Annotated in this window: 15 protein-coding genes; 4 read left to right on the top strand and 11 right to left on the bottom strand. The window is 38.9% G+C overall.

The window, feature by feature from the left end; genetic code table 11:
* Positions 1–8: 8 nt before the first annotated feature.
* Together LNTAR_RS00560 and LNTAR_RS24760 are read left to right on the top strand one after the other, a co-directional pair.
* Positions 9–449 carry a phosphatase domain-containing putative toxin gene (locus tag LNTAR_RS00560; protein WP_007276647.1) on the top strand — a complete coding sequence of 147 codons (441 nt, stop codon included), beginning with the start codon at positions 9–11 and terminating at the stop codon, positions 447–449.
* A gap of 11 nt (positions 450–460) precedes the next feature.
* Positions 461–2,896 carry a TIM-barrel domain-containing protein gene (locus LNTAR_RS24760; protein WP_007276648.1) on the top strand — a complete coding sequence of 812 codons (2,436 nt, stop codon included), beginning with the start codon at positions 461–463 and terminating at the stop codon, positions 2,894–2,896.
* On the opposite strand, the gene LNTAR_RS00575 is transcribed toward LNTAR_RS24760, so the two are convergent.
* Positions 2,883–3,428 (bottom strand): hypothetical protein, encoded by a 546-nt coding sequence (locus tag LNTAR_RS00575; RefSeq protein ID WP_007276649.1) that lies wholly within the window; start codon positions 3,426–3,428, stop codon positions 2,883–2,885. The two genes, LNTAR_RS24760 and LNTAR_RS00575, sit on opposite strands and share 14 nt — an antisense overlap.
* 275 nt (positions 3,429–3,703) lie before the next feature.
* On the opposite strand from LNTAR_RS00575, the gene LNTAR_RS00580 reads away from it, so the two are divergent.
* Entirely contained in the window at positions 3,704–4,492 is a 789-nt protein-coding gene (locus tag LNTAR_RS00580) for a TrmH family RNA methyltransferase (RefSeq protein WP_007276650.1), read from the top strand.
* Position 4,493: 1 nt separating this feature from the next.
* Here the strand turns inward: LNTAR_RS00580 and LNTAR_RS00585 are convergent, their stop codons facing one another.
* The 3 genes from LNTAR_RS00585 to gcvH are packed head-to-tail and all read right to left on the bottom strand — an operon-like array spanning position 4,494 to position 7,064.
* Positions 4,494–5,402, bottom strand: a complete 909-nt coding sequence (locus tag LNTAR_RS00585) for a hypothetical protein (protein ID WP_007276651.1) — start codon at positions 5,400–5,402, stop codon at positions 4,494–4,496.
* A gap of 1 nt (position 5,403) precedes the next feature.
* Entirely contained in the window at positions 5,404–6,702 is a 1,299-nt protein-coding gene (locus tag LNTAR_RS00590) for an aminopeptidase P family protein (protein WP_007276652.1), read from the bottom strand.
* Positions 6,702–7,064, bottom strand: coding sequence for a glycine cleavage system protein GcvH (gcvH, locus tag LNTAR_RS00595; protein WP_007276653.1), 363 nt, complete (start codon positions 7,062–7,064; stop codon positions 6,702–6,704). Before gcvH ends, LNTAR_RS00590 begins: the two co-directional genes overlap by 1 nt.
* A gap of 204 nt (positions 7,065–7,268) precedes the next feature.
* On the opposite strand from gcvH, the gene LNTAR_RS00600 reads away from it, so the two are divergent.
* Complete coding sequence (locus LNTAR_RS00600) at positions 7,269–8,093, top strand: HAD-IIA family hydrolase (RefSeq protein WP_007276654.1); 825 nt, start codon at positions 7,269–7,271, stop codon at positions 8,091–8,093.
* A 71-nt stretch (positions 8,094–8,164) separates the two neighbouring features.
* Here LNTAR_RS00600 and LNTAR_RS00605 read toward each other — a convergent pair whose 3' ends face one another.
* From LNTAR_RS00605 to LNTAR_RS24765, 7 genes are all read right to left on the bottom strand, one after another.
* Entirely contained in the window at positions 8,165–8,857 is a 693-nt protein-coding gene (locus LNTAR_RS00605; RefSeq protein WP_007276655.1) for a response regulator, read from the bottom strand.
* Between the two features lie 139 nt (positions 8,858–8,996).
* Entirely contained in the window at positions 8,997–10,766 is a 1,770-nt protein-coding gene (locus tag LNTAR_RS00610) for a sensor histidine kinase (protein WP_007276656.1), read from the bottom strand.
* Positions 10,763–11,452 (bottom strand): response regulator, encoded by a 690-nt coding sequence (locus LNTAR_RS00615; RefSeq protein ID WP_007276657.1) that lies wholly within the window; start codon positions 11,450–11,452, stop codon positions 10,763–10,765. The genes LNTAR_RS00610 and LNTAR_RS00615 overlap by 4 nt, the downstream gene beginning before the upstream one ends.
* Before the next feature lie 2 nt (positions 11,453–11,454).
* Entirely contained in the window at positions 11,455–12,135 is a 681-nt protein-coding gene (phoU, locus tag LNTAR_RS00620; protein WP_007276658.1) for a phosphate signaling complex protein PhoU, read from the bottom strand.
* Between the two features lie 18 nt (positions 12,136–12,153).
* Positions 12,154–12,921 carry a phosphate ABC transporter ATP-binding protein PstB gene (pstB, locus tag LNTAR_RS00625; protein WP_007276659.1) on the bottom strand — a complete coding sequence of 256 codons (768 nt, stop codon included), beginning with the start codon at positions 12,919–12,921 and terminating at the stop codon, positions 12,154–12,156.
* A gap of 32 nt (positions 12,922–12,953) precedes the next feature.
* On the bottom strand, positions 12,954–14,609 hold the full coding sequence (gene pstA / locus LNTAR_RS00630; RefSeq protein ID WP_007276660.1) for a phosphate ABC transporter permease PstA: 1,656 nt from the start codon (positions 14,607–14,609) through the stop codon (positions 12,954–12,956).
* 2 nt (positions 14,610–14,611) lie between these two features.
* On the bottom strand, positions 14,612–16,834 hold the full coding sequence (locus LNTAR_RS24765) for an ABC transporter permease subunit (protein ID WP_007276661.1): 2,223 nt from the start codon (positions 16,832–16,834) through the stop codon (positions 14,612–14,614).
* Between the last annotated feature and the right edge of the window lie 72 nt (positions 16,835–16,906).

The raw sequence follows: 16,906 nt of genomic DNA on the forward strand, positions 1-16,906 counted from the left end.
ATTTAACTATGTCTCATTATGAAAAAATCTGGTGGTTAGCAGATGGAAAACTTGGCGGTATGCCAAAGCCACCAGTAGAAGATATTGCACAATTAAAAGCATCTGGCCTTGGCGCTATTGCTTCTTTTTTAGAAGGACGTGATAATTTAGCTGAGTATGAAGAGCATGGCATCGAGTACTTTTGGTCGCCAGTCGTCGATGATGAAGCGCCATCCCTAGAACAAGTCAAAGATTTTATTAACTTCGTTGATCAAACTCTCGAAGATGGCTTGTCACTTGCGGTACACTGCAAGGGTGGCAATGGCCGTGCGGGAACTATGTTAGCAGCTTATTACATTTCCAAAGGAAAATCAGCTGAAGAAGTTTTACAGTTTATGCGGGCCATTAATCCACGTGCAGTAGCCACGAAAACTCAAGAAGAGTTTTTAAGCCAGCTCGTCTTTGATTAAAAATTAATCCTATGTTTTGCTTTCTCTACACAGATAATGTCGCAGTTTTTGCTCCGAGCGAAAATTGTGCTTATGGGAGTTCTTTGGCAATAGAGAAAGATATTACTTACTATAAAGATTTAAGTGAAGACTTTACTTTTACACCTGTGTTTTCGAACTCGCGAGCAGCTTACTTATCAATGCCACTTGTTAACGAAGAAGGGACTTTCCCTGTTCGCCAACGCAGCGAATTTAAAGGTTTAAATGGCTATGATTTTTATGGTGGAGGGGAGCAACTTGGTAAGCTAAGGAAAAATGGTGAAGTTTTACCTGTGTACAACCGTGATAACTTCATGTATGAACAGGGGCAGAATTTATATCAAGCTCATCCATGGATTATGGCCGTGGGTCCAGATGGCGTGAGCTATGGCTTTTTAGCAGATAGTACTTATCGAGGCGAAATAGACCTCAGAGGGAATCAGCTCGCTTTTGAATTTGAAGGTGAATCTCACCGCATCTTGGTCTTAAAAGGCGAGACGCCGAGTGAAGTCCTCAAACTATTAGCCGAACTTATTGGCAAAATGACCCTACCTCCTAAATGGGCACTCGGTTACCAACAGTGTCGTTATTCATATGAGAATGAAGATGAAATGAAATCTATTATAGATGATTTTCGTTTGCGACAACTACCCTGCGACGTGGTGTGGTTTGATATTGATTACATGGATCATTTCAAAGTATTCACCTTTGACTCCAAAGCGTTTCCAGATCCAAAGCGCATGAATACTTATGCACACAAGCACAACTTTAAAACAGTTTGGATGATTGATCCAGGAGTTAAAGTTGAAGAGGGCTATAATATTTATGAGGAGATTAAGCAACAAAACCTGTATCTCAAATATAGCGACACTCCACAAGGTTCTCACCATGATATCAAAATTGATTTAGACTTAAGTTCAAATTCTCAAGATGGACACAAGCTTATCGATGGTAAAATGAGCACAGCTTGGCAGGCTTCAACTTATGATCAAAAGCCCTCTATTATTTTAGATTTAAATGCAAGTAGTGAGATTTTGAGTGTAGAACTTTATTGGCAAAAGAGTTTTCCCTTAGACTACACGATTCATCATTCCCTAGATAAGGTAAAGTGGTTTTTATTGGGGCAAGGAAAAGGCTTTATTTCAGGTGGTAAACATTCACTCCCATCGCATAAGCAAACTCAAGCGCGCTATATAAAGCTTAGTTATAGCTCTGACCCAAATCAAGATTATTCGCTAGAACAAATCATGCTTAATGGTGAAAGTTTTCATCCACTCAATGATATAACTAATGAAGATATGTTTGTTGGCAATGTGTGGCCAGGGCGCTGTGTATTTCCAGATTTTACTCGTCAAGACTGTAGTGATTGGTGGAGAGATTTGTACCCTAAGTATGTGAGTTGTGGGATCGATGGTGTTTGGAATGATATGAATGAGCCTGCGGTTTTCGGTGGAGGACCTCAAATGACTGTGCCAGATGAAGTGATGCATGAGGGTGGCTTAAGTATTCATCATCAGACTTTAGAAGCAGGACCACATAATAAGTACCATAATGTCTATGGGATGTTGATGGCCAAGGCGACGCGTGAAGGTATGCTTAAGGCTAATCCAGGCAAACGCCCATTTGTCTTAACGCGTGCCAATTACCTTGGCGGCCACCGTTATGCAGCTACTTGGACGGGCGATAATAAATCTACACTCAAGCATCTGAAGTTGGCGACACCCATGTGTTTAAATATGGGCTTATCTGGGCAAGCCTTTGTCGGTCCTGATTTAGGTGGTTTTGCGGGGAACGCAAAAGCAGAGCTCTTTGAACAATGGATGGCTATTGGAGCTTTTTATCCATTCATGCGAGGCCATTCATCTAAAGGAACCAATCGTAAAGAACCTTGGGCTTTCGGTCAGTCAACAGAAGACTCTTGTCGTTTGTCCTTACATAATCGCTATCGTTTAATCCCTTATCTCTATACACTTTTCTGGGAGGCTTCAAATACCGGCTTACCGATTATGCGTCCTGCCTTTTTTGCGGACCTCGCAAATAAAAGTTTACGCAAGGAAGAAAATAAATTTTTACTAGGAAATGATTTACTCATTGTCCCTGCATGGGATAAGACAAAACGCTTTCCTAAGGGAGACTGGAAAGAGCTATCTACTTTGTGTACTGAGTTCATCAACGTTTATTTACGCCAAGGAGCAATATTAGCTTTAGGAAAAGCCGTCAACTATGTTGAGGAACAAAAAAACTATGATTGGGAATTTATCATAAACCCGAACCAAAATGGGAAAGCAGAGGGCTTAGTTTACCTTGATTCAGGCGAGGGCTGGGATTACCTCAAGGGTGAGCAAGAACTGATCCAATTATCATATCAAAAGAGCTTGTTGAAGTCTAGCAACAACAAGCTCAATATAAGTGAGTTCACACTGCTTTAAGGCTAAGGCTTTGTTTATATAAACTCAGTTTGTCGGCCATTTTTTCACATGTAAGCCTTGAGGCCAAATAATAGTTAAGACTGCAGTTATAGTTTTTGCGAGAGGTTTTAGGGTGATCCATGCCTTGTTTTTGTAGAACTAAAATCTGTAAATGATCAATTATGATGTCGACCGAATGTGAGATGGCACGTATATAGTTGCGCATCAGTTCATAGTACTGTTTTTCCCAACGACTTAGATATAGAGCTTGGCAATTAAGTGGCTCACTGCTATTTCGTTTAAGTTCATCAATATCCATTTTTGCTTTTTGAGTATTAATGAGGATCGCTGAATAGTAATCCGCTGATTTCAACAAACGGGATAAATTCCCCTTAAGTCCATAGGAATTCGCTTTCATTGATTGATGAATAGCCGCATACTGATTTTCCGCTTCAGAAAGTCCATTTTCTAAATATTTTATTTTTTCATTAATTGAAGCGCGTTGTGATTTTTTGATTTTTTCTATGTAGTCTGATTTTAACATGATAGCCATGATTTTCTCCATACGATTGTGTTATCTTTTATTCAATTTTTAAAAGCCTTAATAGTGGCTTAGATAAAAAATAGACTAAAAGATATATTTTTATGGTGATGGTGTGTTGGCTTCATTTTTTGACTTTGTATACTCGTTTTTATAGATCAATTCTTACAGATAATATATGCCTATAGCATATAAAAACCACTCGAATATTAATCAAATTTTAATATTTGTAAAAAACATGATCTATTTTATAGTCAAAGCCATATAAATAATAAACTGAAATTGTCATGCTCAACTTAATTAAAGTAGAAAATTTTGAATTAGATTCCCTACAAATCTATCGACATCTAAGAGATAATGCGGTGACCGCAGACAATAGTTTTATCGCAGATAGCCCCAAAGTTGTCAATCTACTTATTGATTCGGGCATTCGTGTGAAAAGCATCTTAGCCACAGAAGATTACTACGCCGAAGAACAAAGCAGACTAGAGGCTTTGCAGAAAGTTGATTTTTACGTAGCGGATAAAACTATGATGAAAAAGGTGACAGGTTATAATATTCACCACGGGGTGATGATGCACGCCTTTCGTCCTGAAGAATACAAAATTAATCAGCTCGATGAACAAATCATCATGCTAGCAGAGCTTTCTAAGAACGACAATGTGGGAACCATTGCGAGAAGCGCAGCAGCTCTTGGAGTCAAGTCCTACTTAGTTCCACGCCAAGGTCCACACCCATATGGTAGACGTGCTTTGCGGGTATCTATGGGATATATCAGCCGTTTAAAGGTTTCGGTATACGATGATTTATTGAATACCATATCCGAATTACAAAGCTTAGGCTATCAAGTGATAGCAGCCGAAGCCAGTCAACACGCCATAGATTTATCCACTCTAGAAGTCCCCAATAAATGGGTTTTACTCATGGGACACGAAGGCTTAGGGCTAAGCCAAAAAGTTCAAGAAGCTTGCGATTGTGTTGTGAAAATTGAAATGGACGAGGACATAAAAAGTTTTAATGTTGGTGTAGCGGCCGCTATCCTCATGTATCAAATGGCGATTAAAACTAAGGCCTGAATTATTTTATATTGAGACTCTCAAGACTTTCTAGCTCGTCCTCTTTATAGGCTTCTTTCCTAGCTTTAGGTAGATCTTTGAGTTCTTTAATTTTTGTCAAAAAAGTGATGTCTCTATAAGGTTCAATAAGTGCGACTCGACCAAGTGTTCTTTCATGAGCTCGGCTTTGATAAAAACTACTTCCCATACTCAAAGTTTTTGAGTTTAAATACGAAATATATTGAAGTTCATCACTGGAAAACGTCAGTTTTTTATTAGCTATAATGAGCTCGCTATCATCATACCTTAATCCACTCATGTCAGCAATCGGATCAGTTTTCTTCCACTTATTCAAATCAGAATTCACTGGCGTTTCAAGAGGAAAGATGATTTCATAGTTTTGGAAAAGTTGTAGATCACTATCAGATTTAATAAGATAGGAAAATTGCGCTTCTTTTGTTTTTTCACTGGGATTATGAATCGTATCTGTAAGGGTTATTTCATGATTGTCGAGATTTATACTGAAGGTACTCTGTAAATAAAGATCCCCTTCAGGATTTTTTTCCTTGCTGAGCGTAATGATATGAAGCTCAGAGTCTCTTTTAAAAGAATAGGCATAAGGACTTTGCTGATAAAGCGTGCCATTCTCGGGTAATGCGACACCGTGATCTTGGCTTTGGGGGCCTGTAGAACTAATTCCACATCTTTGGATACTTAGATCATTGATCTTGATATTAGGGTAGACTTGATAGGCCTTTTCATTGATGAGAACATGTAATTGATCTCCCTTTTTGACAATCTTCCAAGACTTATCTTTATGTGAACCAGAATGTTGCCAATTTTCACCTTCTATGGGAGATTCATCTATTTGTGTACAGGAACAGAATAGAAGTCCAAAACATATGAGCGAAATGTGAAGCAACTTTAGCATATCAAGATTGGAGACCCTCTATTTCATTAAGTTCTTTAGGACAAGAGAGTGTGAGATTTTCATAATCTCTATCTTTAATGTGAATATTATCTTCAATACGGATGCCAATGCCTCGCCATCTATCATCGACGGATTGATCATCTTTTGGAATGTAAATACCTGGTTCAATGGTAATCACCATGCCATCTCTAAGGGATGATTTTTTCCCTGTGTTTCTATAGGAAAAGGACGAATCACTCACATCATGAACATCTAAGCCGAGATGATGACCAACTCCATGGGGGACGTATTTTCGAAAGATTTGTTTCTCTATTGCTTCATCAAAGCTTTCTTTGATAATGCCTAAATCGCAAAGTTCTTGGCAGCAGAGTTCTTGGGCTAAGACATTTAAGTCAAATAAAGAGATTTTGGTGTTGATACGTGAAAGGACTTTTTTCTGGACTCGTAAAGTTGCTTCGTAAAGGCCTTTGGCTTCGGGACTAAACTTACCTTTAGCTGGAAAGACTCTGGTGATATCTGCAGCATAACTTTGATAAGAACTACCAGCATCAATTAAAATACATTCATCGTCCTGATACTCTCTGTTGTTAACTATGTAGTGCAAGCAGGTGGCATTGGCGCCAGAAGCAACAATGGGCGGGTAGGCCATATCTGCCTGGTTTTTCATAGCACAAAAATAGCGAAACTCAGCTTCCAGTTGACTCTCATTAGTATACTTGGGAGCCATTTGCATTAAGTGTTTGTGCGCCTGTGATGAGACCTTAGCTGATTGACGCATACAATCTAAGTCGAACTCATTTTTGATGATACGTAAGTCGTGAAGCTTGGTCTTTAGTTTATTAGTACTATAGCTCTCGCTATAGGTTTCAATAAGTATTTTGAGTTCGTCTAAAAGAGGGCTGAGAAAATTGGGAAAAAGTGCTTGGACTTTTCTATTGCGAGTCAGTTTAGGAATGACTTTAGAAAATTCTTTGTGAGAATAAGCCTCATCAGCTTGGAAAATTTCTTTGGCTCCTTCAGTTCCATAACGTGGACCATCCCAGAGTTCTTTAAGTGGGTCCTTGGGAGGAACAAAGAGCGTGAATAACTTGTCGGCTGCATCTAAAATGATCAGAGAGTCGGGCTCTAAGTAGGGACAAAGATATAAAAAATCCGAGTCCTGACGAAAATCATAGTGGACATCGGAATTTTTTTGGCGCAAAAAATTTCCTGGAATGACAAGAACTTCGTCCTCGTAAAGTTCCAGGAGGTTTTGGCGGTTTTGAGCACAAGCTCGAAGGTGAGCTGAGCTAGGAATCATTACTTAATGAATTCTGCGTATTGATCAGCGGTCATTAGTGATTCAAGTGCGGAAGCATCAACGCCATTAAGCTTAAAGATCCAACCTTTATTTTCAGCATCTTCGTTGATGATTTCTGGCTCATCTTCTAAAACTTCGTTCACTTCAGTGATAGTTCCGCCAATCGGAGCATAGATGTCTGAAGCCGCTTTTACTGATTCAACAACGCTGACAGCTGCACCAGCTTCTACGCTTTCATCAGTTTCAGGGAGTTCAACGAAAGTAACATCACCGAGTTCAGCTGCAGCGTGAACAGAAATTCCAACAGTTGCAACATCGCCTTCAAGGCTTACCCATTCGTGATCTTTTGAAAAGTATTTCATATTTATTCCATCTTAGTTTTATTTATAGTTTTTCTACTTTAACTCAAAAGTTTTGGGCTGCCATATGCGAAAGCGAAAGAGGCTTCGTTTTTTAAGTGAAATTTTTGTTTAAATCCTATATAGTATAGAAAGCAGATTAATTACTGAGTTAAGTAGATTATTTTAGAAAAGCTCAGGGAACAATTCTAAGTAAAGGAGACTTATATGAGCCGGTTTGGTGTACTTTTGGATATAGACGGAGTCTTATGTGATCAATTGGGTTTGATGGCGGGTGCAAAGGATTTTGTTAGCACATTGGTGAAAAAGAATATCCCCTTTATGTGTTTGAGTAATAATACTTTAAAAAGGCGTAGCGATATGTCGGAACATTTAAAGGAATTAGGATTGCCTATAAGAACAGATCAAATCTATACAAGTGCGATGGCAACAGCCCGTTTTCTTGCACAGCAAAATAGTGAAGCGCGTGTATATGTTTTAGGCAGTGGTGGTTTAATTACAGCTCTCGAAAAGAACAATTTAAATATAGTTGAAGAGAAGCCCCATTATGTAATCGTCGGGGAAGGGCGTGATTATACCTTAGCCATGCTCGATAAAGCGATAAAATTTTTAAAAGAAGGGGCTAGGCTCGTAACGGTTAATATGGATAATCAAAGAGCGACCGCTTTTGGTTTAAGAAGTGGTTGTGGTTCTATTGTGAAACTTCTCGAAGACGAAACTGATAAAAAGGCTCTTAACCTAGGAAAGCCAAGCCCCTTGATGCTGCGTTCAGCCAGAAAGCTCTTGGGCATGCGCGCCTCTTTTACGGTGATGATTGGCGATCATATGGAGAACGATATTTATGGTGGCATTCAGTTAGGCTATTATAGCGTTATGGTCATGAGTGGTCGAGCCTCAGAAGAAGAGATGAAAAACTATTCATTCTTACCGGATAAAATCATCAATAGCTTAGAAGACTTCTCAGTTGAAGATCTTGAGCAAATCATCGATGATAAACCCATTGACGAGGATTATCTCATCACTTTTGGATAAGTACTTCCCTGAATAAAAAAGCCCTAATGAAAGTTAATTTCATTAGGGCTTTAAAAAATATCTTGTGAGATTTATTCTTCTGCTACTTTATAGCCGATACCTCGTACAGTAATGATATTGGGAGCAAAATCACCAACTTTACGTCTGATTGAAAGAATGTGCACATCCACGGTTCTCTCTGTAATAATAACATCTTCGCCACGGATTTTTTCTAGAATTGCTTCACGTGAATAAACGCGTCCAGGGTGTTTACAGAGGAAAAATAAGAGCTTGTATTCAACTGGCGTTAAATTGAGCAGTTTTCCATCGAGTTTAACCGAGAAGTCAGCTAAGTTCATGACTAAACCTTTGTGAGTAATGACATCATCACTACTAAAGTCGGTGTGATCTAAATGAGCACGTCTGAAAGCTGCATTGATTTTTGCAACGAGAATCTTTGGATTGAAAGGTTTCGTGATATAATCATCCGCACCAAGTTCAAGACCTGTTAATTGATGATTTTCATCAGAGCGAACCGATAACATAAAGATGGGGATACTCGTGGTGGAAATGTGTTTCTTGAGTGCCTGACAAACTTCAGTGCCATCAATATCGTCCAACATACCATCAAGAAGAATTAGACTAGGGTGTTCATCTTCAGCTATTTGAATAGCTTCTTTACCTTTTGAAGTGATTTTCACATCAAAACCCGCATTGATTAGAGCATGCTTAATAAGCTCTTGAGTTACGAGTTCATCTTCGACTACTAAAATACTCTTCTTCATAGTGACCTTCTCCCTGATTCACTGAATAAACTATATAATAACAATAGATTAGGCTTTTTGTTTTTCGAGCAGAAAAAAAATAAATAATTCAAATGAATACTTAAATTTTTTGTACTATTGAGTATTTTTTTTCGGTCAATTAACTTTTTTGAAGATTTTTTGGCAGGTAAAGACTAAAGGTACAACCATTGCCCAAGCTAGAATCTAAATGGATTTTCCCATTATGGAGTTGGGCAATATGTTTAACAATAGCTAATCCTAAACCAGAGCCACCTGTATTTCGGTCACGTGATTCATCCATACGGAAGAAACGTTCAAAAATTCGACCTTGGAATTTAGTATGTATACCTGGGCCATTATCAGAGACTCGAATAATCCAATGGTTCTCAGAGTCCGCTAAAGATAAAGTGACCAGTGGGGCATCTTTGTGGGAATAACGTATAGCATTCTCTAGAAGATTTCTGACAGCTAACTCAACTAGACTGTGATTGGCTACAATAACTTGATCCTCAAAGCCACTTACTAAAGAAACGTTTTTCTTATTTATTTCATCAGAAGTTAGTGCAACAATATTCTGAAGGGTATGAGCAATGTTTTTCTCCATAAAACCAAAATTCTGATTTTTTTCATCAATTTCCAGCCTAGAAAGAATGAGCAGGTCTTGGATGATATCATTAATTCTATGCGTATTCCGTTTAATAATATTATAGAAATATTTGATTTGATCGGGGTCATCGAGGCAATCTTCCATCGCTTCCAAAAAACCCATTGTAACGGTTATAGGAGTTTTAAGCTCGTGAGAAACATTAGAGACAAACTCTTTTCTTACATTTTGCAGCTTTCGCAAACGTGTAATGTCATTGATCACAATAAGAGACCCTTTGCTTCGGCTCCCAAGACTTATTCGCACCAGTTTAACGACCATATTAGTTTCTTTAGCATTGCGAAAGATATCTAAATTGTCTTCTGAATACGTGGATTCGGAATGTATAAAATCGTTAGAAAGGCGTGAAAGTTCAGAACTTTTATATGTTTGCATGATGAAAGCCCCCTTTACTTTTTTCGGGGCTTCAATATTAAAAAACTCAAAACTCAATTGATTGGCATTGATGATGCGATTTTCATCATCCACAATAATTACACCGAGCGGAATGGAGTTGAAGAATGTTTCCCAGTATTGAATTTCTAATTTAAGTTTCTTTCTGACGCTTTTTGAGCGCTTGCGGAACTTTGTTTGTAACATGAGAATTTTCATTAACTGAGGGATACCCTCATAATTATCCACCTCTTTACTTGAAGAGGTAAAGGTCTTGCTGATAGTGATTAAATCGCGCTGTGTGGGTAAGCCAATAGATACCACAATGAGCAGGCTGATAATCGCACTTATAATTAAACTGCGAAACAAAGACTGGTAGGCCATGCCTATGTATGGATTGGGGATCTCATAGGTTTTATCAATGATGATCATTTTTTTGAATTGATCATTTTTCACCGATAAAGGAAAGTAACAACGGACAAAAACTGTGCGATTTTCATTGTTATATGACGAAAAAGTTTGAGCCTCAGGCGATTGCAGGAGCTCTTCAATCGCTTGTTTGTCCCTCAGTTGATGCTTCGTGGCAGTACTCGATGCCAACATGTTTCCCTTGATGTCAACTAGGTGAACATCAGCATCAAGTTTTTTAGAGAGAGAGAACAGAAATTCTCTATCTGCTTGAGAGCTCTTATGGGAGATTTGTTGCTGGAGTATAAGAGAAGCGGCTGAACTTTTTAATTCTTCTTCATGATCAATCGTTTCTTTTTGGAGTAATTCAAAAACAAATGAGCACACAAAAAGTATGACAATTGACAATAGGAAAACACGACGACTCAGCCAATAAATATATGAAGCGGTGTTGACTGGCTTCATGCTTTGATTCTGTAACCCACTCCTCTTACAGTTTCGATATAACTTTCAAAACCGGGGATTTTACGTCTTAAGGATAGAATATGAACATCTACTGTTCTCCCTGTGATAATCACATCATCGCCACGAATTTCTTCGAGAATTCTTTCACGTGTGTAAACGCGACCTGGCTTTTTACACAAGAAATAGAGTAGGTTATATTCTACAGCAGTCAGTTTCACTGGCTGTTCCTCGTAAGTTATAGAGAAGTCAGCCTTATTCATCACAAGTTTTTCATGACGAAGAATATCTTCATCATGGCTAAGGTCTTTATTTTGTGCAGCACGCTTAATTGTAGCACTTACTTTAGCGGAGAGAACTTTTGGACTAAATGGCTTTGTGATGTAGTCATCGGCGCCTAAACGAATGCCAATGATTTGATCGGTTTCATCAGTACGAGCACTCAACATAATAATTGGGATATTTGCCGTTGATTTATCATTTTTTAAGCGGTAACAAATATCATTGCCATCCATGCCAGGAAGCATGCCATCAAGAATAATGAGGTCGGGCGCATGAGTTTCAGTCATTTTGATTGCCTTTGAACCATCACCGGTGCAAATGACGTCGTAACCTTCTTTACCTAAAGTCAGTTTAAGGAGCTCTTGAATATCGGGCTCATCATCAACTACTAAAACTCGCTTTGCCATCTTTAATCCTCGTCTTCTAAAATCATATTCTCGGGACTATGGCGAACAATTGATCCCGTAACCTTGTAATAAATATCTTCACAAATATTTGTAAAGTAATCGGCAATTCTTTCTAAAGTTCGTGAAATCGAGAAGTAGTAAAGCAATTGGTCCGTCATTTCAGGAGACTCTTGAATTTTTTCTTTTAATTCAGATAAAAGACTCTTGTTGAGTGCGTCAATCGAATTATCAAGTTCACAAACTTGAATAACAGTTTCAATGTCGTCTTTGTAAGCACAATCAATCGTTAGATTCATCATATTAAGAACTTTCGGGAACATCTCTTGAAGTTTATCTGGAACATCAATAGCGCCCGCTTTAAGCGATTTTTTGATGTAGCGGCAGATGTTACTGCAAAGATCACCCACACGTTCCAAGTCATTATTGATCTTGAGGAAACTAATCACTTCACGTAAGTCAGAGGCAACTGGTTGATAGAGAGCTAAGATTTTCAAAGCATTCTCTTCGATAATAATCTCAGCGTCATTGATTTTTTGATCTGCTTTGATGACTTTATTTGCCAAAGCTTTATCCATATCTAATAAGGCTTTGTACGTCATATTTAAACTAGAATTAACATCACCACCAAGTTCGAGGAGTTGATTTCTAAGAACGTTGATTTCTCTTTGCATATGTGTTTTCATTTTCTTCTCTCCTAAAAATTAACCGAAACGACCGCTAATATAATCTTCTGTTTGTTTTTGACTTGGGTTTGAGAAAATTAACTCAGTTTGGTCATACTCAATAAGTTTCCCCATATAAAAGAAAGCTGTCTTATCTGATACACGTGCTGCTTGGTGCATGTTATGAGTTACTATAACAATTGTGAAGTCTTTTTTCAACTCATGAATCAGTTCTTCAATTTTAACTGTTGCTAAAGGGTCAAGAGCCGAACAAGGTTCATCCATGAGGATGATCTCTGGTTGACACGCAATGGCTCGCGCGATACAAAGACGTTGCTTCTGACCACCAGAAAGACCGAGGGCATTGGCATCGAGACGATCTTTTACTTCTTCCCAAAGAGCCGCTGACTTCAAACTTTTTTCAACAACTGCATCTAATTCAGCTTTGTTACTGCGACCCGCAATTCTCAACCCATAAACAATATTTTCGTAAATAGATTTCGGAAAGGGATTGGAATGCTGGAATACCATCCCAACACGACGACGCAAAGCGATAACATCAGTTGATTTTGAGTAAATGCTCGAACCATTAATGGTAATATCACCTTTGTGATTAATACCATCAACTAAATCGTTCATGCGATTCATATTGCGAAGTAGGGTGGATTTACCACAACCTGAAGGGCCAATATAAGCCACAACTTCTTTTTCGGGAATATCCATGTTAACATCGAAAAGAACTTGATGGGAACCGTAGGAGAAATCAAAGTTTTTGATTTGTATGAGTTGTTTATTAGCAGTGCTCATGATTAATACCTATAAGTTTAATAAAAATTTTCTTAGAATGCGCCAGTCGCAAAACGTTTCTTTAGTCTTTGGCGAATTATAATACCTGCCAGGTTAAGACCTGTGACGGTGAGAATTAAAAAGAGTGTGGTCGCATAAACCATTGGCTTAGCCGCTTCTGAGTCAGGTGACTGGAAACCAAGGTCATAAATATGGAAGCCTAAGTGCATGAATTTCTGGTCGATGTGCACAAAGGGGTAAGTGGCATTCACCGGCAAACTCGGTGCGAGTTTTACAACGCCCACTAACATCAGTGGCGCTACTTCACCAGCTCCACGAGCCATGGCTAAAATCATTCCTGTAATTATACCTGGTGTTGCAGAAGGCAGGATCACTGTCCAGATTGACTGCCACTTAGTTGCACCGCAGCCCATTGCACCTTCACGAAGGCCATGGGGTACTGACGAGAGTGCTTCTTCAGTAGAGACAATAACCACTGGCAGAGTCATCAATGCGAGTGTTAATGAAGCCCAAAGTAAACCACCTGTACCGAAAATAGGTTCGCCAGTGGCGAGCTTCCAGTCTTTAAAGAAGAAGTCATCGATGTTTGAACCTATGAAATAAATAAAGAAACCTAAGCCAAAGGCACCAAATACGATAGAGGGCACACCAGCTAGGTTATTGATCGCGATGCGAACGGCACGAGTCACTAAGCTGTCTTTTGCATATTCGTGAAGATAGATAGCGGTAATGACACCAAAGAATGTCACGGGAATACACATAACGATCGTCATTACTAAGGTACCAATAATCGCAGGGAATATACCACCTTCAGTATTAGCTTCACGAGGATATGCTGTAACATACTCATAAACATTTTCAAAGAACAAAGAGAGACGACTCATTGTCCCCAGTTGATTGGGGAAGTTGTAGCGAATGACTTCACCAATAGGCATTTCGTAAGTCATACCATTAGGGTTAACCTGCACAGTTAAGCTATCTTTATCTTTTTCTTCGTAGAGATCATTTACTTTTTTGGCGTTCTCATCTGCACGAGCTTTGAGTTCTTTCATCTGAGCTTCTTCGGCAGAAGTGTCTTGCTCAGCTAATTGCTTCTTGTGAATGACGACTTTTAAATTTTTAATTTCATTAGCTATATCTAATAGGATACCGCCAACAAGTTCTTCTGCTGCGTGTCTTTTATCAGCTGCATGTTGAATCGCATTATCAAATTCCTCAATAAAGTTGGCTGCAGAGGCTTCTATCTCTTTGCCATCAACCACAATTTTTAAAGGCTTGACAATCGCGCGAGATTCAGACTCACGTTCCATAATCATTACATTAGGATCGAGTTGCTCTGAAATATTTAATTGGCTCTCTTTAACGAAGATAAAACTATTGCCATAAGCATCCCTATTTGCAGTATAATACTGTACCGAGATAGGTTTTTCTTCTTTTGAGCGTCCTGGGATCTGTTGTTCAACTCTTTTAACTTCAATACCCCAGAAACTTGTGCTCGTACCCTTTTTATCACGAATAGCGAGTTCTTCAGGAACATTAACAGTAACAACGTCTTTAGGCCAGAAAACACTAAGGCCGTAGTAAAAGATAAGACCGAGAATGGATAATGTCATGATCAAGCCCGCTGAGAGCCCTAAACCGGTAATCCAGACGCGTGTTTCGCCTTTGATTTTATGTTCTTTAGACATGATTAAACTACCTTATATTTGTTGCGGATATACTGCCTCAGTATTTCTGCAATTGTATTGATGACAAAGGTCATAAGGAAAAGTAGGAGGGCACCTAGGAAAAGAGCTCTAAAAAGCGTTCCATCTTTAGGAGCTTCAGGTAACTCAGTTGCTAAGTTAACCGATAGAGTTCTCATACCGGAGAAAGGGTTGGTTTCCATAATCGATGTACCACCACAACAGAATAAGACAATCATTGTTTCACCAACTGCGCGACCGAGGCCAATCATAATAGCGGAAAAAATACCTGCGGATGCAGTGGGGAGCACAACTTTTACTGCTGTTTGCCAGCGACTCGCACCAAGAGCAAGAGAACCTGATATGAGGTTTTGGGGTACATTGGATAGGGCATCCTCAGTAATTGTAAAGATGATAGGGATAACCGCAAAACCCATAGAGATACCAACGATGATTGCATTTTTAGATTCGTACTTCATTCCCAGTGAATGATTCCACCAAGATTTAAAACTATGATCAAAAATCATATTCTCAAAGACGGGGCCGAGTTTCCATGCGACGATACCTGAAATCACGAGAACAGGAATCAACCAAAAGAATTCATATCCATTAGCACATTTAAGTTTTGAACCAAGAGGAATCTTTGCTTGAATTCGTCCAAAAATCATCGTCATTAAGGGCAGTAAAACTAAGAGAGCAATAATAGAAGGGAATTTGTCTTCGACTTTTGGAGCTAACCAAATAGCACCAAAGAAACCAATAATAACGGAAGGCAAAGAAGCCATGATTTCCATCGTTGGTTTAACAATTTTTTTGAGGCTAGGGTGAAGGAACTGTGATGTGTATAAGGCGGCGAATAAAGCGAGGGGAGTCGCAAATAACATCGCATAAAAAGTCGCTTTGAGTGTACCATAAACGAGGGGAATCATTGACATTTTGGATTCAGCTTCGTCAGTGCCTCCAGTGGACTCCCACTTATATGATTCTTCAGGAGCGCCTTCATAGTGAATTTTACCGAAGAAAGTTTTCCAGCTAGACTCGGGGTGGGGGTCATTTAAATTGTATTGCGATAAGTTATTATTTTCATCGAGGATAAAAATGTTATCATATTTCTTTGAGATGTTGATGCCAGTAATATTGGCTTTAGCAGTGTATTCCCAACGGGATTGTTCTGTAGTGAAATTATAGAGTCGAATCGTTTTATCAGAGCTGAGTAAAAAACTTTTATTACGTGTACTCCCACTATAGCGGAAGGTCTCACCTGCAGGCATGGCTTCGAGCTCGAGCTTCGTTTTATGAAAGAGTAGGGGAGTCTTTTCGTTTTCTTTATACATAGATAAGCCGACTACTGCGCCTTGCTTATCGACTGTAATTAATGACATATCGCCAAGAACTGGAGCAAGTACTGTGTTTTCCACATCTCCTAAAGCTTCTTCTTGGAATTTTTCAGGTTTGCTGCCTCGGCAGTGAAAGATAGTGAGCTTACCTTTGTTATCAGCTAAACTAATCATATTAGCTTGATTCGAAACGAGGATTGATTTAACTCTATTCTCTAATTGTATGTCGTAAGTTTCTTCAATCTCTAAATCTCCGGCATTACCAAAAAGATCAACTTCTTGGGCAAGGTAAGCGACTTTAACTTCTTCTTGTTCGCCGTTTTGGATGAGGGCCCCAACTAATTTATCTTCGTCTTGGGCACCGTAAGAGATGGCTGATATAGGGTGTTTGCTTTGGAAATTGAATTTGCCTGCGATACTCGGGGCAAAAACGGTCACCCATTCATCACCTTTTTCAACGCGCGAGTAATTAACGTCGATAATAAAAAATCGACCTTGGTTAGAGCCGGCAACAAACTGTTCTTTTGATTGATTGTAGTCAGCGGCACTGATGATTTCGTCTTTATTTAGGCCGAGAAATTCTTTTAAGGAAATTGTTTGTAAAACATCGCCAGTTTTGGCGGATTGGAATATGAGGTTTTCTGAATCAATTGTAGTAGGGACATTAGACCATTCGTCAAACCCCCAATCGTGGATTTTTGAGCTTTCAAGTTTTATCGTTTTTACATGTTCAATTTTAGCTTTCTGAACAAGAGGGGCTACTTCATAAGAAATGTAGACCAAAAGGCACATCACAGCTGCAATGATACCCACGCCACAGACTTTTATGGCAACAGACATAAACTTATCTACGAGTAGAGTTCGCTTAGCTGTCTTAAGTGTAGATGACATATTGTTTTCCTTTATAAAATAAAAATATGATGGGATCAATAATAGATCCCATCATCAATTTTGTAAAAATCT

The sequence above is a fragment of the Lentisphaera araneosa HTCC2155 genome (assembly GCF_000170755.1).
Lineage (GTDB): Bacteria > Verrucomicrobiota > Lentisphaeria > Lentisphaerales > Lentisphaeraceae > Lentisphaera > Lentisphaera araneosa.